The organism is Phenylobacterium montanum (genome assembly GCF_018135625.1).
GTDB classification, from domain to species: domain Bacteria; phylum Pseudomonadota; class Alphaproteobacteria; order Caulobacterales; family Caulobacteraceae; genus Poindextera; species Poindextera montana.
The window spans coordinates 2123060-2139436 of the sequence record NZ_CP073078.1 but is presented as its reverse complement, the minus strand read 5'-3'; the positions used below and the strand labels follow the sequence as shown (position 1 = coordinate 2139436).

The 16377-nt window shown below is 68.1% G+C and carries 12 protein-coding genes; 10 read left to right on the top strand and 2 right to left on the bottom strand.

The window, feature by feature from the left end; all coding sequences use genetic code 11:
- Positions 1-49 precede the first annotated feature (49 nt).
- The 9 genes from KCG34_RS09550 (at position 50) to KCG34_RS09515 (ending at position 14386) form a co-directional block, all read left to right on the top strand.
- Entirely contained in the window at positions 50-1765 is a 1716-nt protein-coding gene (locus KCG34_RS09550; protein ID WP_211940133.1) for a serine hydrolase domain-containing protein, read from the top strand.
- Positions 1766-1870: 105 nt separating this feature from the next.
- On the top strand, positions 1871-3850 hold the full coding sequence (locus tag KCG34_RS09545) for a TOL_0244 family TonB-dependent receptor (RefSeq protein WP_211940132.1): 1980 nt from the start codon (positions 1871-1873) through the stop codon (positions 3848-3850).
- A gap of 97 nt (positions 3851-3947) precedes the next feature.
- Entirely contained in the window at positions 3948-5390 is a 1443-nt protein-coding gene (locus KCG34_RS09540) for a DUF1800 domain-containing protein (RefSeq protein WP_211940131.1), read from the top strand.
- Positions 5387-6562, top strand: coding sequence for a DUF1501 domain-containing protein (locus KCG34_RS09535; protein WP_211940130.1), 1176 nt, complete (start codon positions 5387-5389; stop codon positions 6560-6562). Before KCG34_RS09540 ends, KCG34_RS09535 begins: the two co-directional genes overlap by 4 nt.
- A gap of 103 nt (positions 6563-6665) precedes the next feature.
- The gene (locus KCG34_RS09530; RefSeq protein WP_211940129.1) at positions 6666-7736 is read left to right on the top strand and encodes an acyltransferase family protein; all 1071 of its coding nucleotides are present in this window, start codon (positions 6666-6668) and stop codon (positions 7734-7736) included.
- Positions 7737-7891: 155 nt separating this feature from the next.
- Positions 7892-8239: a 4-fold beta flower protein gene (locus KCG34_RS26210; protein ID WP_376788216.1), complete on the top strand. Its 348-nt coding sequence runs from the start codon at positions 7892-7894 to the stop codon at positions 8237-8239.
- Between the two features lie 102 nt (positions 8240-8341).
- Entirely contained in the window at positions 8342-10732 is a 2391-nt protein-coding gene (locus KCG34_RS09525) for a M20/M25/M40 family metallo-hydrolase (protein ID WP_211940128.1), read from the top strand.
- Between the two features lie 482 nt (positions 10733-11214).
- Entirely contained in the window at positions 11215-12462 is a 1248-nt protein-coding gene (locus tag KCG34_RS09520; RefSeq protein WP_211940127.1) for a hypothetical protein, read from the top strand.
- A gap of 364 nt (positions 12463-12826) precedes the next feature.
- Positions 12827-14386, top strand: a complete 1560-nt coding sequence (locus KCG34_RS09515) for a secretin GspD/PilQ domain-containing protein (protein WP_211940126.1) — start codon at positions 12827-12829, stop codon at positions 14384-14386.
- A gap of 2 nt (positions 14387-14388) precedes the next feature.
- Here the strand turns inward: KCG34_RS09515 and KCG34_RS09510 are convergent, their stop codons facing one another.
- Both KCG34_RS09510 and KCG34_RS09505 read right to left on the bottom strand, forming a co-directional pair.
- Positions 14389-14961 (bottom strand): HutD/Ves family protein, encoded by a 573-nt coding sequence (locus KCG34_RS09510; protein WP_211940125.1) that lies wholly within the window; start codon positions 14959-14961, stop codon positions 14389-14391.
- Positions 14962-15152: 191 nt separating this feature from the next.
- Positions 15153-15761, bottom strand: coding sequence for an OmpA family protein (locus KCG34_RS09505; RefSeq protein WP_211940124.1), 609 nt, complete (start codon positions 15759-15761; stop codon positions 15153-15155).
- A 262-nt stretch (positions 15762-16023) separates the two neighbouring features.
- On the opposite strand from KCG34_RS09505, the gene KCG34_RS09500 reads away from it, so the two are divergent.
- Positions 16024-16341 carry a hypothetical protein gene (locus KCG34_RS09500; protein ID WP_211940123.1) on the top strand — a complete coding sequence of 106 codons (318 nt, stop codon included), beginning with the start codon at positions 16024-16026 and terminating at the stop codon, positions 16339-16341.
- Positions 16342-16377: the final 36 nt, after the last annotated feature.

Sequence of the window (16377 nt, the reverse complement as noted above, 5' to 3'; positions counted from 1 at the left end):
GGCGGGATCACTGACCCTGAAGTCGAGACTCACCCCCGGAGCGCCATCCATGACCGTCCATCGCCGAGACTGGCTCAAGCTCGCCGGGCTCGCAGGCGCGTTCGCCGCCGTCGACCCGGCTGAAGCGCGCCAGGCCGCCCCGCCGGCTACGGCGACCGTTTCGGCGGCGGGCGCCGGCCACGACTACCGCCCGGCGATCGAGGCCCTGAAGCGTTATGTCGATGGCCACCTCGCCGCCTATCGCCTGCCTGGGATGACCCTGTCGCTGGCCGACGCCGAGGGCTTTTCCGCTGTGCTCGTCGCCGGCTGGTCCGATGTCGAACGGCTCCAGCCGGTGCGGCCCGAGCACCTGTTCCAGATCGGCTCGATCAGCAAGTCGTTCTGCGCTCTGCGCCTCTTGCGCCTCGTTGACGAGCGGCGGCTGAGCCTGGACGCCGACCTGCACAGCCTCCTGCCCGGCGCAGCTCTGCCGGACCATGCCCGCATCACCCTGCGCCACGTCCTGACCCATTCCTCCGGCCTGCCCGCCGACGCGCCGGTCTTCCCGCGTGGCGGGGGCGAGACCCTTTGGCAGGGCTTCGAGCCAGGGACGCAGTTCTCCTACAGCAACACCGGCTACGAGTTGCTGGGCCATCTGGTCGAGCAACTGGATGGGGTCCCATATCACCAGGCGCTCAAGGCGGCGGTGCTGGATCCGCTCAGCATGAACGAGACCCGCGCGCGGATCCGCGTCGCCGATCAGTCGCATTTCGCCGCCAGCTATTCGCCGGCCTATGTCGATCGGCCGTTTGTCCGCGGCGGCCGGCTGGCGCCGGCCGCGCCGCTGAACTTCGCCAACGCCGCGGGATGCGTGGCCGCCAACGCCGGTCAGATGGCGATCTATCTGCATTGGCTGATCAGGGCGGGGCGCGGGCAGGGCGAACCCCTGCTGTCGGACGCCTCGCGCCGCGCCTTCGTCACGCCGGCGATCAAGGCGCCCGAGTTCGGGCCCCAGGCGCAGTACGCCCTAGGCCTGGCCGTGGTCCCGGTCGACGGGCGGCCCTGCCTGCACCACACCGGCGGCATGGCCAGTTTCAGCTCGTCGATCCACGTGGACGCGGACGCCGGGGTCGGCGCCTTCGCCAGCGTCAACGCCCGGGCCGAGGATGATTATCGCCCGCGCCAGGTCACAGCCTATGCCCTCGATCTGATGCGGGCGGTGCGGGAGGGGCGGCCCTTGCCGTCGCCCCCGCCGATCCCGTCGGCGACCCTGGTGGAAAAGCCGTCGCAATATGCCGGGCGGTTCGTCGCCGCCGACGGCGCCGCGATCGAGCTGCGTCCGGCCGGCGACGGCCTGGTGCTGGTGGCTGACGGCGCCCCACGTAACCTGCAGCCGACCGGCGACGGCGTGTTCACGGCGGTCGGGCCGGCCGACGAGACCTCCGGCTTGATCGTCAAGGTCGATGGCGGCGTGGCGCGCTCGGTCGGCTGGGGCGAAAGGCTCTATCAGGCGCCCGGCGTCGCCGCCCCGCCGCCGGTCGATCCCGCGCTGACCCGGCTCGCCGGCGTCTATGACAGCGGCGATCCGTGGACCGGCCAGGCCGAGGTCGTGGCTCGCCCCGACGGCCTTTGGCTGGGCGGAACCACCGCCATGACGCGGCTTGGGGACGGCGCCTACCGCGTCGGGGGCGACGCCTGGAGTCCGGAGCGGGCCCGCTTCGACGGCGACCTCGCCGGCCGGCCGCAGCGGCTCAACCTGTCGGGAGTCGATCTGCGACGCATCTGATTGACCCTGTTAACCAATATCGCTTTAAGCGACGCACAATCTCTGTTCCCTCATAGCTGGAACTTGCGATAGGCTGGCTGGCACAGTGGAGACAGGGAGGGTTGGATGGTCCGGGCGACGGAGCCGATCTGCCGGACCCATCTGATCGGCCTTTGGCAGGCGGCGCTGGCCGGCCTCTGCGCCAGTCTGTCCGCTGGCGCCGCCTGCGCTACTGCGCCGCCCTCCGCCGCCGACCTCGACAGGATGCCGATCGAGGATCTGGCCAGGATCGAGGTCTCATCGGTCTCCAAGACCTACGAGCCGCTCAGCGACGCCGCGGCGGCGATCTATGTCATCACCCACGAAGACATCGTCCGCTCGGGCGCCACGAGCCTGCCGGATCTTCTGCGCCTGGCGCCCAACCTTCAAGTGGCCCAGGTCAACGCGTCGACCTTCGCCGTCACCGCTAGGGGCTTCAATGGCGCGGCGGCCGACAAGCTCTTGGTGCTTGTCGACGGGCGCAGCGTCTATACGCCCTTCGTCAACGGGGTCTATTGGGACGCCCAGGACGTGGTCCCCGAGGATATCGAGCGGATCGAGGTGATCAGCGGACCGGGCGCCACCCTGTGGGGCGCAAACGCGGTCAACGGGGTGATCAACATCATCACCCGCAAGGCCGCCGACACCCAGGGCGGCTTCGTCGAGGTCGGCGGCGGCGACCGCACCGGTCATGCGGCGCTGCGCTATGGCGGGCGGATCGGGGGCTCGCTCGCCTGGCGCGCCTATGTCGACGGCTCGGACTTCGCCGCCAGCCGCGCGGCGACCGGCGCCAGCGCCGACGACGCCTGGCGCCACCGCCAGGGCGGCTTCCGCCTCGACTGGACGCCGGGTCAGGATCAGGTGACGCTGCAGGGCGATGTCTATGCCGGAATCGAGGGTCAGCCCCAGGGCAATCCCGACGATCACGTCTCGGGGCATAACCTGCTTGCCCGCTGGACCCGGCCGCTAGGCGACAAGGGCACGGTGCAGGTCCAGGCCTATTACGACTATCTGCAGCGCCACACACCGGGAGAGTTTACCGAGACCCTGCGCACCTACGACCTCGAGGCGCAGCACAATTTCGACCTCGGGGCTCGCCAGCAGATCGTCTGGGGCGCCGGCTTCCGCGCCATGGCCGACGACTTCGCCATCGTCCCTGGCAATCCGTCGAACCCTCTGACCCAGTTCTTCGACCCGGAAAAGCGCACGCTCAACCAGGGCGACCTGTTCGCCCAGGACACCGTCACCCTAACGCCTGCGGTCAAGCTGGTGGTGGGGCTGAAGCTGGAGGACGACGCCTACAGCAGCGTCGAACCCCTGCCAACCCTGCGCCTGTCCTGGCGGATCGACCCGGCCAACCTTGTCTGGGCGGCCGTCTCGCGGGCTGTCCGCGCGCCTTCGCGCCTCGACCGCGATTTCAATGAGGTGTCCGGACCGATCCGGGTGCTGACCGGCGGCCGCTTCATTCGCGAGCAGTTGATCGCCTACGACCTCGGCTATCGCGCCCAGCCGACGCCTCGGCTCTCGTTTTCGCTGTCCGCCTACTACAACGACTATCAGGACCTGCGCTCGTTCGAGCTGACTCCGGTCACCGTGCTGCCGGCGATCATCGAGAATCGCATGGAGGGTGAGACCTACGGCGTGGAGGCCTGGGCCGCCTGGCAGGTGCTGGACTGGTGGAGGCTCTCGGCCGGCGCCGAATGGATGCACGAGGACCTGCGCTTCAGACCCGGCGCCAGCGGCCTAGGCGGGATCGAGATCGCCGGCGACGATCCCAAATACCAGGCCCAGCTGCAGTCGATGATGAACCTGGGTCATCATGTGAATTTCGGCCTCGATGTGCGCGGGGTCGGGCCCCTGCCGGCGCCCGCTTCGCCGGCCTATGTGGAGGCGGACGCGCGCCTGGCCTGGGCGGTCAATGATACGGTCGAAATCTCGCTGCGTGGCGACAATCTGTTCAACCCCCATCACCTGGAATTCGGTTCAGGCGCTTCGAACGTCCAACTCGGCGCCACCGGCGTGGAGAGCGAGCGCAGCTGGTATCTGGCGACCCGGCTGAGGTTCTAGGGGTTCCAGAGGTTTCAGGGCGCGTGGCAGGGGCGACATAAAATGATCGATTTGGCGGCCTAGGTTCCTTCTGGGGCGCGAAGCTGGGAAGTCTTGCATGACCGCCGGTGTTTCAGACGATCTGCGCGCCGCCATAGCCGTCACGCGGTTTGGCTTGGGCGCGCGTCCGGGTGAACTGGCGGCGGCCAGACCCGATCCCGTCGCCTGGCTGGAAGGCCAGATCCGTCCCGGCGGCGCCGATCAGCCGGCCGGCGCGCTGCCGGACAGCCGCGACCGTCTGATGGCCCTGCTCGCCTATCGGGACGAGGTCAAGGACGTCAAGGCCGAAGCCAAGGCGGCTCCTTCTGCCGAGCCGTCAGAGCCCCAGGCCATGTCGGACAGCGAGCGACGCGCGAAGAGCCCGTTGCAGCGAGAGCGTAAGGTGGCGTTGAGGCCGCTGCTGGATGGTGTCGCCGACGAAATCCTCGCCCGCACCGTGCTGGCCGCGGAAACCGCGACGCCGTTTCGCGAGCGGTGGACCCTGTTCTGGGCCAACCACTTCACCGTCTCGGCGGTCAAGGTGCAGTCCGCAGTGCTGGTCGGCCCGTTCGAGCGCGAGGCGATCCGCCCGCACGTGTTCGGCCGGTTCGAGGATCTTCTGGTCGCCTCGTCTAGCCATCCCGGGATGCTGGAGTACCTGGACCAGGCCCGCTCGGCCGGACCGAACAGCCTGGCCGGCCAGCGCCGCCAGATGGGTCTGAACGAAAACCTGGCTCGGGAGATCATGGAACTGCACTCGGTGGGCGCCGACGCCGGCTACAGCCAGGCCGACGTCACCGAATTCGCCCGCGCCCTGACCGGCTGGAGCATCGGTGGCGAGCGGGAGCCGGCCGAACGGCAGGGCCGCTTCCTGTTTCGGCCCCAGCTGCATGAGCCGGGCGCGCGGACGGTGATGGGCCGCACCTATCCGGCCGGCGGCGAGGACGAGGCCCGTCGAATCCTTGCCGATCTCGCCGCCCATCCGGCGACCGCCGATCACATCGCCCGCAAACTGGCGGTTCATTTCGTCGCCGACGAGCCGCCGCCGTCCTTGGTGGTCCGCCTGCGCACGAGCTTCCTAGACAGCCGTGGTGACCTGGCCGAGCTCGCCCGCAGTCTGGTGACCGCCCCGGAGGCCTGGGAGCCTGCGGCGCGCAAATTCAAGACGCCGAACGAATTCCTTGTCTCCAGCTACCGCGCGGTCGGCGCCGTCCCGGCCGCCGCCCCGCACGATGTGCTGCAGCCCCTGACTGCGCTCGGCCAGCGGCCGTTCAGCGCCCCGCAGCCCAACGGCTGGTCCGAGCAGGCTTCAGATTGGGCGGCGCCCGACGCAGTGGTCAAGCGCCTGACCTGGGCGGCAGGCTTCGCCGACGCCCATGCCCCGGCCGAGCCTGTGACCCTGGCCCAGGCCGCGCTCGGCGTCCGCCTGACGTCCGCCGTAGCCACGGCCATCACCCGCGCCGAGTCGCGCTCGGAAGCCCTGACCCTGATGCTGATGTCGCCGGAGTTCCAACGCCGATGACCGATTCCTCCCGCAGAGACGCCCTGAAGGCCCTGGGGGCCGTCGGCGTCACCTTCCTGGCAGCCCCCGCGATCGCGGCCAGCCCCGCCGGCGACCGCAAGCTGGTGGTGATCGTCTGCCGCGGAGCCATGGACGGCCTGTCGGTCGCCCCGCCCCTCGGCGATCCCGACTATCTGGCCTTGCGCGGTCCCATCGCGATCCCGGCAGACAGGGCGCTGAAGCTGGACGCCGATTTCGGCCTGCATCCCAAGCTCGCGACCATCGCCGCTCTGGCTGGGCAGGGCCAGGCGCGCATCGCGCCCGCCGTGGCTATCCCCGAGCGCATCCGCTCGCATTTCGAGGCCCAGGACCTCCTGGAAACCGGCGGCGCCCGCCTCTATGGCTCGGCCACCGGCTGGCTGAACCGGGCGCTGGCGGCTTCCGGGCCAGGGCGGCCGATCAAGGCCCTCTCGATCGGCGCCCAGTCACCGCTGATCCTGAAAGGGCCGATCGAGACCCAGTCATGGTCGCCGGGCGGCCGGCTGACGCCGGACATAACGCGGGTCTCCCAGGCGCTGCAGGAGCTCTATCTGGGCGACCCGCTGCTGGGGCCGGCGTTGGCCTCAGGCATGCAGACCGAGGCGACCGCCGACGCCCTGGGCGGCCTCTCCGTCGGACAGCGCGACGTCAAGGGCTTCGCCGTCACTGCCGCCCGGTTCCTCACCGCCGAGGGCGGCCCGCAGGTGGCGGTGATCTCACTGACCGGCTTTGACACCCATGCCAATCAGGGCGCGGCCGAGGGGCAGTTGGCCAACCATCTGCAAGTGCTGGACGACGTGGTCGCCGGCCTGCAGGAGGGCCTCGGGCCGGCGTGGAGCCGGACGGTGGTCGTGGCCGCGACCGAGTTCGGCCGCACGGCGCACATCAACGGCACCGGCGGCACCGACCATGGAACCGCCGGAGCGATGATACTCGCCGGCGGCGCCTTGAAACGGGGCGGCATCGTCGGCGACTGGCCAACCCTGAAGCCTGACGCCCTGTTCGAAAATCGAGACCTGGCGCCCACCCTCGACGTGCGCCAGGTGTTCAAGGGCGTGCTGCGCGATCATCTGGGCCTGGATCGCCGTACCCTCGACAGCCGGGTGTTCCCGGACAGCGCGGCGGCGGCCCCGACCGCGAACCTCGTCGCCTGACCGCGCATTGCCCCAGGTCAAGGTGAAGCCTAGCCTCCTCTGAAAACAGGGTTCGACCGACTCGCAGCGATGCGAGGGGGGCTGGACCAGCGGGGAGAAGGGCATGGACAAGGCTCCGGCGCGCCGGGCGTTTCAGACCCTGGACGGCCTGCGCGGCGTCGGCGCCTTCCTGGTGGTGATGCGCCATGTCGGCTTCCTGTTCGGGCCGATCCGGGTGCCCGAGAGCTTCCTGGCGGTCGACCTGTTCTATCTCGTCAGCGGCTTCGTGGTGGCCCACGCCTACGGCCAGAGGCTTGAGCGGGGCGGCTTCTTCTGGGAGTTCGTCCGTACGCGGCTGATCCGGCTCTATCCGCTCTACGCGGTCGGCCTCCTGCTCGGGGTCGCGGTGGCGACCATCGCCGTGGTCACCGACCCGCGCGGCTGGTGGAACCCCGTCAGGCTGGCCGAGGCCATCGCGACCGGCCTCTTCATGATCCCCCTGTTCCCGGGGCTCAAGGCCAACGGCTCGTCGCTCGACGGGCCCGTGTGGACCCTTCTGCCCGAGTTGGTCGCCAATTTCCTCTATGCCGCCGCCGCCAGGTTCATGAAGACCGGCGTGCTGCTGGCCATCATCGCCGTCGGCGCGGCGGGCGTGGTCGCGGCCGAGCTGCGCTACGATTCGCTCGACGTCGGCTTCAACGCCACCGACCAGTGGGCCGCCCTGGCGCGGGTGACGTTCTCGTTCTTCATGGGCGTGCTGGTGTTCCGCTTCTTTGGTGAGCGGGAGCAGAAGTCGGAGCTGGCGGCCTGGGTCGCGATGGCCGCCCTGACCGCGATTCTGGCCTGGAGGCCGTCGAACCATGCCACGGCGATGTTCGAGCTGGCGGTGGTGCTGTTTGGCTTTCCGGCCCTGCTGATCGCGGCGGCGCGGTTCGAGCCCGGCGCCTGGACTGGCCGGCTGTTCAGCCATGTGGGCCTGGTCTCCTACGGCGTCTATATCGTGCACCAGCCGATCGGGAACCTGATCCGCGTGGCCCTGAAGCATGGCCCCAGGGTTCCGGCCGATTGGCGGGCGCTGTTGATCGGCGCTCTTTTCCTGCTGTTCCTGGTCTGGTTCGCCACCTGGCTCGACCGCCGGGTCGATGCCCCCGTGCGACGCTGGCTGCGCGCCCGTTTCCTGCCGAGGCGCGCTTGATTGGTGTGACCGCTGCGACTCGGTTCAATCTAATTCGGCCTCGTGCTGGTCAGACCGAGGACGATTAACTAACTATTCAACAAGCGCGGGCAGCTATGACGCTAGAGCGCTATAGTCCATAGTTCGCAAGGCGCGCTGGTAGGAAGCAGGACCACATGGAGCCACTCTACGGACGATCCGGCGAGGTTTACGCTTGGTTGGAAGTGGAAACCGGCCGCATCATCAGCCTCAGGGGCAAGCATATCGCCTTCCTGGGCGGGGACAGCGTTTACAGCTGGTCAGGCAGACACTTGGCATGGTGGTACGGTGACCATGCTCGCGACCATGGCGGGAAGGTTGTAGTCTTTACCCGTCGTGCTCGTGGACTTGGGCCTGTTCTGCCGATCCTTGGCGCCATGCCCGCGCGCCCTCAGGTGGCGGCGGTTCCGCCCAGACCGGCCCGCGGCTCCAAGCCGGGCCAACCCGAGGCGAGCAAGTCCTGGGCTCAGGAGATGCCGTTCTAGCGGCGTCCCGCTACGGCCCATCGGCCGTTTTGCGGTTCTCAACCTGCTCGAATTGCCACAGGCTTGCGGCGCCGGCGGGATAGCCGGGCCGGAGGTTTTCGCATGGGAAGGCTGGTCGCCCTGGCCGCCGCTTTGGCGGTCGGAATCTTGTTGTTCTACAGCGGCGCCAGGACCCCCGAGCCGCTTCCGGCCAGCGCATCGGGCCAGGTGTTTTCCGCCGGCCGGGCGATGGCCGATATCGAGGCCATGGCTCAAGTCCCGCACCCCGTCGGCTCGGCGGCCAATGCGGCGGTGCGCGACCGGCTGATCGTCCGGATGACGGCCCTGGGCCTTTCACCCCGGATTCAGCGTGCGATCGGCCAGCGCTACGAGGCCCGACGGAGCGAGGCGTTCGGCGCCCTGGCCCCCGTCGAGAACGTGATCGGCGTGCTGCCAGGGCGTGACCGCAGCCTGCCGGCCCTGGCCTTGATGGCCCACTATGACAGCGTTCCGGGCTCGCCCGGCGCCGCCGACGACATGGCCGGGGTGGCGACCGCGCTGGAGACCGTGCGCGCGATCGAGGCCGGCGGGACCCCGGCGCGCGACGTCATGCTGGTGATCACCGACGGCGAGGAGGCGGGCCTGCTGGGCGCCCAGGCCTTCTTTGATGAGAGCCCGCTCGCCCGCCGCATCGGCTTCGTGCTCAACATGGAGGCCAGAGGCGGGGGTGGCCGCGCCGCCATGTTCGAGACCGGCGAAGGCAACGGCGGGGCGATCGACCTTTACCGCAAGACAGCGCCCCGGCCCTCCGCCACCTCGCTCTCTGTATTCCTCTACAAGCAGCTGCCGAACGACACCGATTTTACGGTGGCCAAGGCGCATGGCGCGACGGGCCTGAACTTCGCCTTCATCGGCCGCGAGTTCGACTACCATTCACCCAGTTCGACCCCTGCGGCTCTCGACCAGGGCTCAGTGCAGCACATGGGCGACCAGGTTCTGGGCGTCGCCCGGGCCATGGCCTTCGCCCAGGCCTTGCCGCGGCGGGAGCCGGACGCCGTCTATGGCAGCCTGTTCGGACTGGTGCTGGTTTCCTACCCACAGGCCGCAGGCTGGGTCGTGGTCGGCCTGATTGTCTTGCTGCTGGGGTTCGCGGCCTGGCGGGCCCAGAGACGCGAGCCGATCGGCTGGGTCGAGGTCGCCCGGGGCGCCGGGCTCAGTCTCCTGGTCCTGGCGGCGTGCGCGCTCGCGCTGCACCTGACCCGCCTGCTCACCGGGTTCGGCTTTGGTTGGATCGAGGGGCGGGGGCTCCTGGCCCGCTTCGCCGCCTTCGAGGTCGCCATGGCCCTGGCTGGCGCTGGAGCGGCGGTGTCGGTGGCGGCCGCCGCCGGCGAGGGGCGAGCTCGCATCACAGGCGCGGCAGCAGCTCTGCTCGCGGGCGTCGCATGTTCGGTGCTGGGCGGCGATATCGCCGGGCTGATCGAGGGCGGCCTGGTGGCGGTGCTGGCCCTGGCGGTGTTTGGCCGCCCGGCGAGGCTCCCGGAGAGCTGGCTTGGCCTGTTGCTGGTTCCGCTGGCTGCTGCGGTCGCCCTGCAGGTCCTGGCGCCGACCACGGCCCACACCGTCGCCTGGCCGCTGCTGGTCGCAGTGCTCGCCGCCGTCGTGCTGGACCTGGGCCGCGCGCGCAGCCTGACCAGCTGGGCGATCACGGCGGCCCTGGCTGCAGCCTCGATCGCCTGGACCGGCGAGCTGATGCACAATCTGCTGCAAGGACTCGACGTGCCGGAGCTGCCGGCGGCGCCGATCTGGCTTGCAAGCCTTTCGGTCTGGCCCCTGGCCTGGCCGGAGGACGGGCCAAAGTTCAGGCGCCTGGCGCCCGGCTTCGGCATTGCCGCGTCCGGTCTTGTCCTGGCGCTTGGGCTGCGCTTCACAGACCCGTGGAGCCCGCGCCACCCCGCCGCCGCCGAGCCGCTCTATGTGATCGACCGTGATCAAGGCCGGGCCTTCCGCGTCAGTCCATTTGCGCCGGATCCTTGGGCGCGCGCGGTGCTGGCCGCCGACGGGGGCCTGGTCCAGCGTCATTCGCTGCCGACCTTCCGCCAACCGGTCTGGGCCGCGCTTGCCAAGGGCGCGCCGCCGTCTTCGCCATCGCCGCTCGTGCTCCTGCACGGGCCCGGCGGCGCCTTGACGGTCAGGGCCGACCTGGCGCCCGGGGAGCAGCTCGACCTTGTGCTGCGCGCCGATGCGCCGGTCGGCCCTGTCGAGGTCGACGGCAAGCCGTCGCCGATCCTGTCGCAACCCGGGCAGACGGCGCACATGAGCTGGCAGGGCCCGCTGCGGGCCATGGCGATTTCGCTGAGGCCGCCGGGGCATGGATCGTTGCAGGTTCAGTATGCCCGTTATTCGCCCGACTGGCCTGCGGCCGCGAGCTCGCCGCAGGCGCGACCGGTCGATGTGATGCTCTGGGACCGGGCCGGCGCGACGATTGTTACAGGAAATTACAACGTTCGCTGGTGAGGCGCCCGCTCCTGCAACGATTGCTATTTATAAGTGTGTCGATCTGGGACATTTTGCGGAAAGCCGACGAAAAAGTCGGCCTCTGCGCCTTTCGGATCGGCGCGGTTAACGCCTTCGATGTAGTCTTTTTCTGCTGAGATTCTCCAGATGAGAGAAATTTTACACCCCAGAACAGGTTGTCGAAGCGAGCCTGCACGATTTCAACGGTGTTCAGACTTGGCGCTTTTGTGAGCCGAAGGCGCGTTCCGGGTTAATCGTCAAGGAATTTCCTGTTCTTTCGGCCAAATTTCTAGCAAATTTTTGCTCCGTGCTCCCTTGCATTCCAAAATCGCCGTTATACGAGTAGCCGAACCGGAGCCATGCTCAGGGGTCGCCTGCTACCCGCGGGCGGGGAGTTTTCCCAAGGGAGGGTTGTTGCAGTCATGATAAGTTACCTATCAGGGGGCGTAGGCCCGTCGGGCAAGGCTCAGAAGGTGTTGCGAGTGGCGACAGCCTTCGCCGCGGTGGCGATGGCTTCGGCCGTGGCGGTGTCGGCCTCAGCACGGATCGATCCGGGCGCTCTGGTGCATCCGGAGAAATTCCACCTGGGCAAGTCGACGGGCCACATCGCGCCGGTCAACACCTGGCATGCGCGCGGCGCCAGCATCCCCCACCCGCACGCCAGCCTGGACGTGCTGGTCAAGCAGGCGGCGGCCAGCCAGACCATTCCCTTCTGGACCGGTCAGATCACCTCGCCGCTGGACGGGAACACCTACACCATGTCCATGGTCGGCAGCAGCCCCTACAACCCCGCCAACACCGCCACCCCGTCGGTAGTGTCCTATCTGCCGATCATCGCGCGGGTGCATTTCGAGGACGGCACCGTGCTCGATCCGACCAAGCCGGCCTGCGGCGATAACGTCTCGGTGGCCAAGCGCTTCTACAATTCGCCGCTGTTCACCCCGAACGACATCTATTCCAACGGCTGGCATGTCGGCGGCGGCGGGGTCAATTCGCAGCTAATCAGCGCCTTCCAGCGCGCCAACTTCTGGAGTCTGGTCAAGAACACCAACTATGGCGTCCAGCTGAAGCCGGCGATCGCCAAGCCGATCATCGTCGACATGTTCGCGCCTGACGGTCAGTCGCAGACCTTTACCGGCGTGCCGGCGGTCTGCGGCGACACCACTGGCTCGGTGACCATCGGAGCCATCGACATCTTCGCCTACGACACCCTGGTCGAGAACATCGTCTACCAGTATTCCGGCCCGACCCAGCTGCCGATCATTCTGACCTACAACTTGGTTCAGACCGAAGGCGGCGGCTGTTGCGTGCTCGGCTATCACTCGGCCTTCGGCGACAGCAAGGGCACCCAGACCTACGCGGTCGGCTCCTACATCGACTCGGGCATCTTCCAGAACGTCGATGACGTGGTGATCTGGTCGCACGAGATGGCCGAGTGGATGGACGACCCGTTCGTGCAGGCCAACGTACCCGGCGGCAACGCCGACGATCTGACGCCAGCCTGGGGCAATACCGGTCAGGTCCAAGGCTGCCAGAACAACCTGGAAGACGGCGATCCCCTGACCGGCGTGGCCGAATACGCCATCAAGGGCGCGGGCGGCTACACCTATCACTTCCAGGACCTAGCCTTCCACGACTGGTTCTACCGCACCCGGTCGACCGGCACGGCGGGCAAGTTCTCGTTCCAGGGGGTGTTCACCTCCAACGCCGGTCCGCTCTGCACGGGCTGAGCCGCTTCTTCCGAGGCGTCGCAATCAGAGCGCAAGCTGTGGCGTCGTGTGGCATCACACGACGCCACAGTCGTCTCAAGGAACAGTCAAGCTTTTGAAGTGCAAGGATTTTCGTCTCTGCGTCCATTGATCGCGCCGTCGGAGCGACGCGAACGGCATGGGCGCGAAAGACCGCGATTTTCGGGCGCGTTCATCGAATTTCGCCGGCCCACCGTTGTCCGCGACGCCGGCAAGCGCCGCGGACGTGCGGGTCAAGCCTATGGACAAACCCGACCTCCTTCGCTCATGGCTATGGCAGGCCACCGAATGGGCGCGGGGGCCGTGCGCTGATTGCGCGCGGTCGGTGACTTTTGAAGGGACCTGGATGACGCTTCGTCGAAACCTGCTCGCTGCGCTGATGGCGATCGCTACCCTGATGACCGGCGCCAGCCTGGCGCCCCGGGCGCGCGCCGAGGCGGTCCTCAGCGGAACGACCCTGATCACGGCTGTGACGCCGTCCGAACCCTCGCCCAGCGAGTCGCGGGTTATCGTCTCGTTCAACCAGCTCATCCCCCAGTTCTCGATCATCGCCAACGACGCCAACACGGCGACGATCGCCTTCGCCGACACGCGCCTGGCGCCCGCTCTGACCTTCCCGGGCGGAAAGCACGGCCTGGTCCAGTCGATGACCTTCGCCCAGAACGACACCATCCTGACCCTGACCATCAACGGATCGGCCCCGATCCACCTGACGGCCACCGGCCTGGCCGGGCGGGCCATTTCGGTCTCGATCACCGGTCTGGCCTCCGCCGCGGCCAAGCCCGACGCCAGTCCGACCAAGCTCGCCGCCCACGATCACGGCTCACCGGACGACGTCTTCGAAGTCGTGCCCCTGAAATACGCCGACGTCAGCGAGGTGGTGGGCATCCTAACCGCCAACCAGGCGGTCAAGCCGAACGACAATTTCACGCCCCAGGAGCCGGCCTTCGGCTCGGCCGGCATGCAGAACTCTTACGGCGGCGGCGGCATCTCCACCCCGACATTCAATGCCGGGATCAATCCCGGTGGCGCGGCCACAGATTCCATCGGCCAGGCGATCGACGACACCATCGGCGTCGACCGTCGCCTGAACGCCATCATCCTGAGGGGGCCGCCCGACAAGGTCGCCAGGCTTAAGGCCCAGATCGCCAAGCTGGACGTGGCGGTGAACAGCGTGGTGCTGGAAACGGTGTTCGTCGAGCTGACCGAAACCGGAGCGCGCAACGTCGGCCTGAATTTCAACAACGCCAACAACCAGGTCGCCCAGGTCGCCTATTCCTTCAGCCAGGGCAATGGCGCGAGCAGCACCACCTTCGCCGACACCTCCCGCTGGGGTGCGGTCAACGTAAACCTCCAGGCTGCGATCTACGCCCAGATCGCCAAGGGCGAGGGGCGGATCATCTCCAAGCCGCGCATCGCCGCCCAGAGCGGCTCGACCGCCAAGATCATCACCGGCGACGCCTTGCCGATCCTGACCTCGATCGCCCTCTCGGGCGTCAACGCGGTGCAGCAGCAGGTGCAGTACGTCAATGTCGGCGTGACCCTGCAGATCGCGCCACGGGTCAGCGACGACGGTTTCGTCACCTCGCACGTGTTCGCCGAGGTCTCCAGCGTCACCGGCTACAGCCAGGGCTATCCCACCATCAGCCAGCGCGAGGCCTCGACCTCGGCCACGGTCAAGGACGGCGACACCTTCGTCATCGGCGGCCTGACCCAGGAAAGCGACCTGCGCAACCACAACAAGGTGCCCCTGGCCGGCGAAATCCCCCTGGTCGGCGAGCTGTTCAAGTCCGAGAACTCAAACCGCTCCAAGACCGATCTCTATATCGTGGTCACCCCCCACGTCGTCCGGGGCGTGGACCCGGCTACGGCTGCGGCCCTGGAGAAGGCGGGCGACGGCCGCTGAGATCAGACGGGATCGAACTCGATCCAGAACACCTCGCTCGCCTTGACTGGCGTGAGTTTGAGCGCCGGCGCGGGGGCCTCGAAGAGCGCGCCGTCGAGGGGGCCGAGTTCGGCGTCGCCGCCGCCGATCCGGACAAGGCCGCACCGGCACAGGACCAGGGTGGCCGCCGCCGGCGCCGGCCGCTCCAGCGGCGTCGACAGCACCAGCCGCTCCACCTTGTGACGCAGGCGCCCGCGCCGACTCATCACGTTGAGGTCCGTGATCGGGCCGTCGATCAGCCAGGCCTCGGTGGGCTGGTCACCCGGGAAGGCGTAGGGCGGACTGGCCGGCGACAGGGTCTCGGCGCCCCGCCCGGCGACTTGCAGCCGAATGCCGGCGCCATCCATCACGCTCAGCGTCCGGTCCACGCCGGCGAAGGCTGAAAACGGCCCGTCGGTGGTGACGCTGGCCATGCTGACGCGCCAGTCGAAGTCCTCCAGCCGCGCGCGCTCAGGCGATACCGCGATCTCCGTGGTCGAGCCGAGGCCGTTCTTCCAGGGCATCACGCGGTGCTCTGCGGTGCGGATCAGGCGCATGGGCGATAAGGCTCCCGGCGATTCCTTCGAACCTCGATGATCCCCACTGGCGGCCCTAAATCAACGCCGCAGGGACCCCGCCGTACGATGGAGTGCAGCGCGGGGAGGGCTGTGGCTTCAAAAACGAAAGGCCCCGAGACCCGCTTTCGCGAGCCTGGGGCCTCGAAATCGCGCCGATCAGATCCGATGGATCAGCTCAGCACCACCAGCACCACTCGCCGGTTGGCGGCGCGGCCGGCGCGGGTCTTGTTCGACTGCACCGGGTCGTCCGAGCCATAGGAAATGGTGCTCATCCGATTCAGCGCCACGCCCTGCTTGTTGAGGAACAGGCGCACCGCCTCCGCCCGGGCTTCGCCCAGCCGGTAGTTCAGGTCTTTCCCGCCGCTGGCGTCGGTGTGCCCCTGAATCTCGATATAGACGTTGTGATTGTCCGCCTTCAGCTTTTCGGCGAACGCGTTCAGCTTGGCCTGGTCATCATCCGACAGCGCGGCCTGGTTGACGCGGAATTTCACCCCGTCGTCCTGCAGCACCATCGTGTAGAGGAACTTGCCCTCGGCCAGCTTGCCCGCCGCCTCGGCCCGCTCCAGGGCCTCGCGGCTGGTCTTGTCGAGGCCGGCCAGTTGGCTGTCGTGATTGGCCAGTTTGGCGTCCTGGGCGGCCAGGCGGGTGTCATGCGCCTGGACCTTGGTGTCCACCATCCCGACTTGCTTGTTGACGTAATCCTTGGTCGCGCAGCCCCCTAGCCCCATCGCGCCCATCATCGCAGCGGCCAGCAAAAGCCGGCTCTTGGTTCCGATCATCACCTTTTATCTCCACGTCGCCTAAGACGGGCCCCCGAAACGGCGTGCGGACCATTCCGACGGTCAAGGTTCCCGTTCAGCAGCGTTAACGCATGACTTTCGGATTCGGCGCCAATGCCTGTCAAAAAAATTTTAACCTTGGCCCTTTCGGCCACTTTCTCCTGCCTCCTCGGACGGAGCTTCGGCCTTCGCTGGACGTTGAAAGCGGTATCCGCTGGGTGGTGAACCGATCGGCGGCAAAGGCCGCGAAAGGAAGTTCGACATGCGCTACTTCAAGGTTTTGCTTCCCGTCCTCGCCGGCGCGGCGCTTCTGGCCGCCTGCGCGGACGAAGGCTATGGGGTCGCCTATGTCGGCGGTCCTGTCGCGGTCGGCTACGACGGCTACTACGACGACTATTACGGCCCCTTCTACGACGGCTACTGGGCCGGCGACGGCTACTTCTACTATGCCGACCGCGGCGGCCACTACCACCGCGACCGGGAGCGCCACTTCCGGCGCGACACCGCCCAGGGGTTCCACCCCGTTCACGGCCAGGGCCACGCGCCGCCGCAGGGGCGGCCGAGGCGTGATCACCCCTAAGGGCGGAACGAGCGTGCGCCTCGCGAGTTGACCCGG

Bases quoted from the DNA above. Each gene is read 5' to 3' on its own strand.
- KCG34_RS09550 (WP_211940133.1), top strand. From the start codon at position 50: ATGACCGTCCATCGCCGAGACTGGCTCAAGCTCGCCGGGCTCGCAGGC.
- KCG34_RS09545 (WP_211940132.1), top strand. From the start codon at position 1,871: ATGGTCCGGGCGACGGAGCCGATCTGCCGGACCCATCTGATCGGCCTT.
- KCG34_RS09540 (WP_211940131.1), top strand. From the start codon at position 3,948: ATGACCGCCGGTGTTTCAGACGATCTGCGCGCCGCCATAGCCGTCACG.
- KCG34_RS09535 (WP_211940130.1), top strand. From the start codon at position 5,387: ATGACCGATTCCTCCCGCAGAGACGCCCTGAAGGCCCTGGGGGCCGTC.
- KCG34_RS09530 (WP_211940129.1), top strand. From the start codon at position 6,666: ATGGACAAGGCTCCGGCGCGCCGGGCGTTTCAGACCCTGGACGGCCTG.
- KCG34_RS26210 (WP_376788216.1), top strand. From the start codon at position 7,892: ATGGAGCCACTCTACGGACGATCCGGCGAGGTTTACGCTTGGTTGGAA.
- KCG34_RS09525 (WP_211940128.1), top strand. From the start codon at position 8,342: ATGGGAAGGCTGGTCGCCCTGGCCGCCGCTTTGGCGGTCGGAATCTTG.
- KCG34_RS09515 (WP_211940126.1), top strand. From the start codon at position 12,827: ATGACGCTTCGTCGAAACCTGCTCGCTGCGCTGATGGCGATCGCTACC.
- KCG34_RS09510 (WP_211940125.1), bottom strand. From the start codon at position 14,961: ATGCGCCTGATCCGCACCGCAGAGCACCGCGTGATGCCCTGGAAGAAC.
- KCG34_RS09505 (WP_211940124.1), bottom strand. From the start codon at position 15,761: ATGATCGGAACCAAGAGCCGGCTTTTGCTGGCCGCTGCGATGATGGGC.
- KCG34_RS09500 (WP_211940123.1), top strand. From the start codon at position 16,024: ATGCGCTACTTCAAGGTTTTGCTTCCCGTCCTCGCCGGCGCGGCGCTT.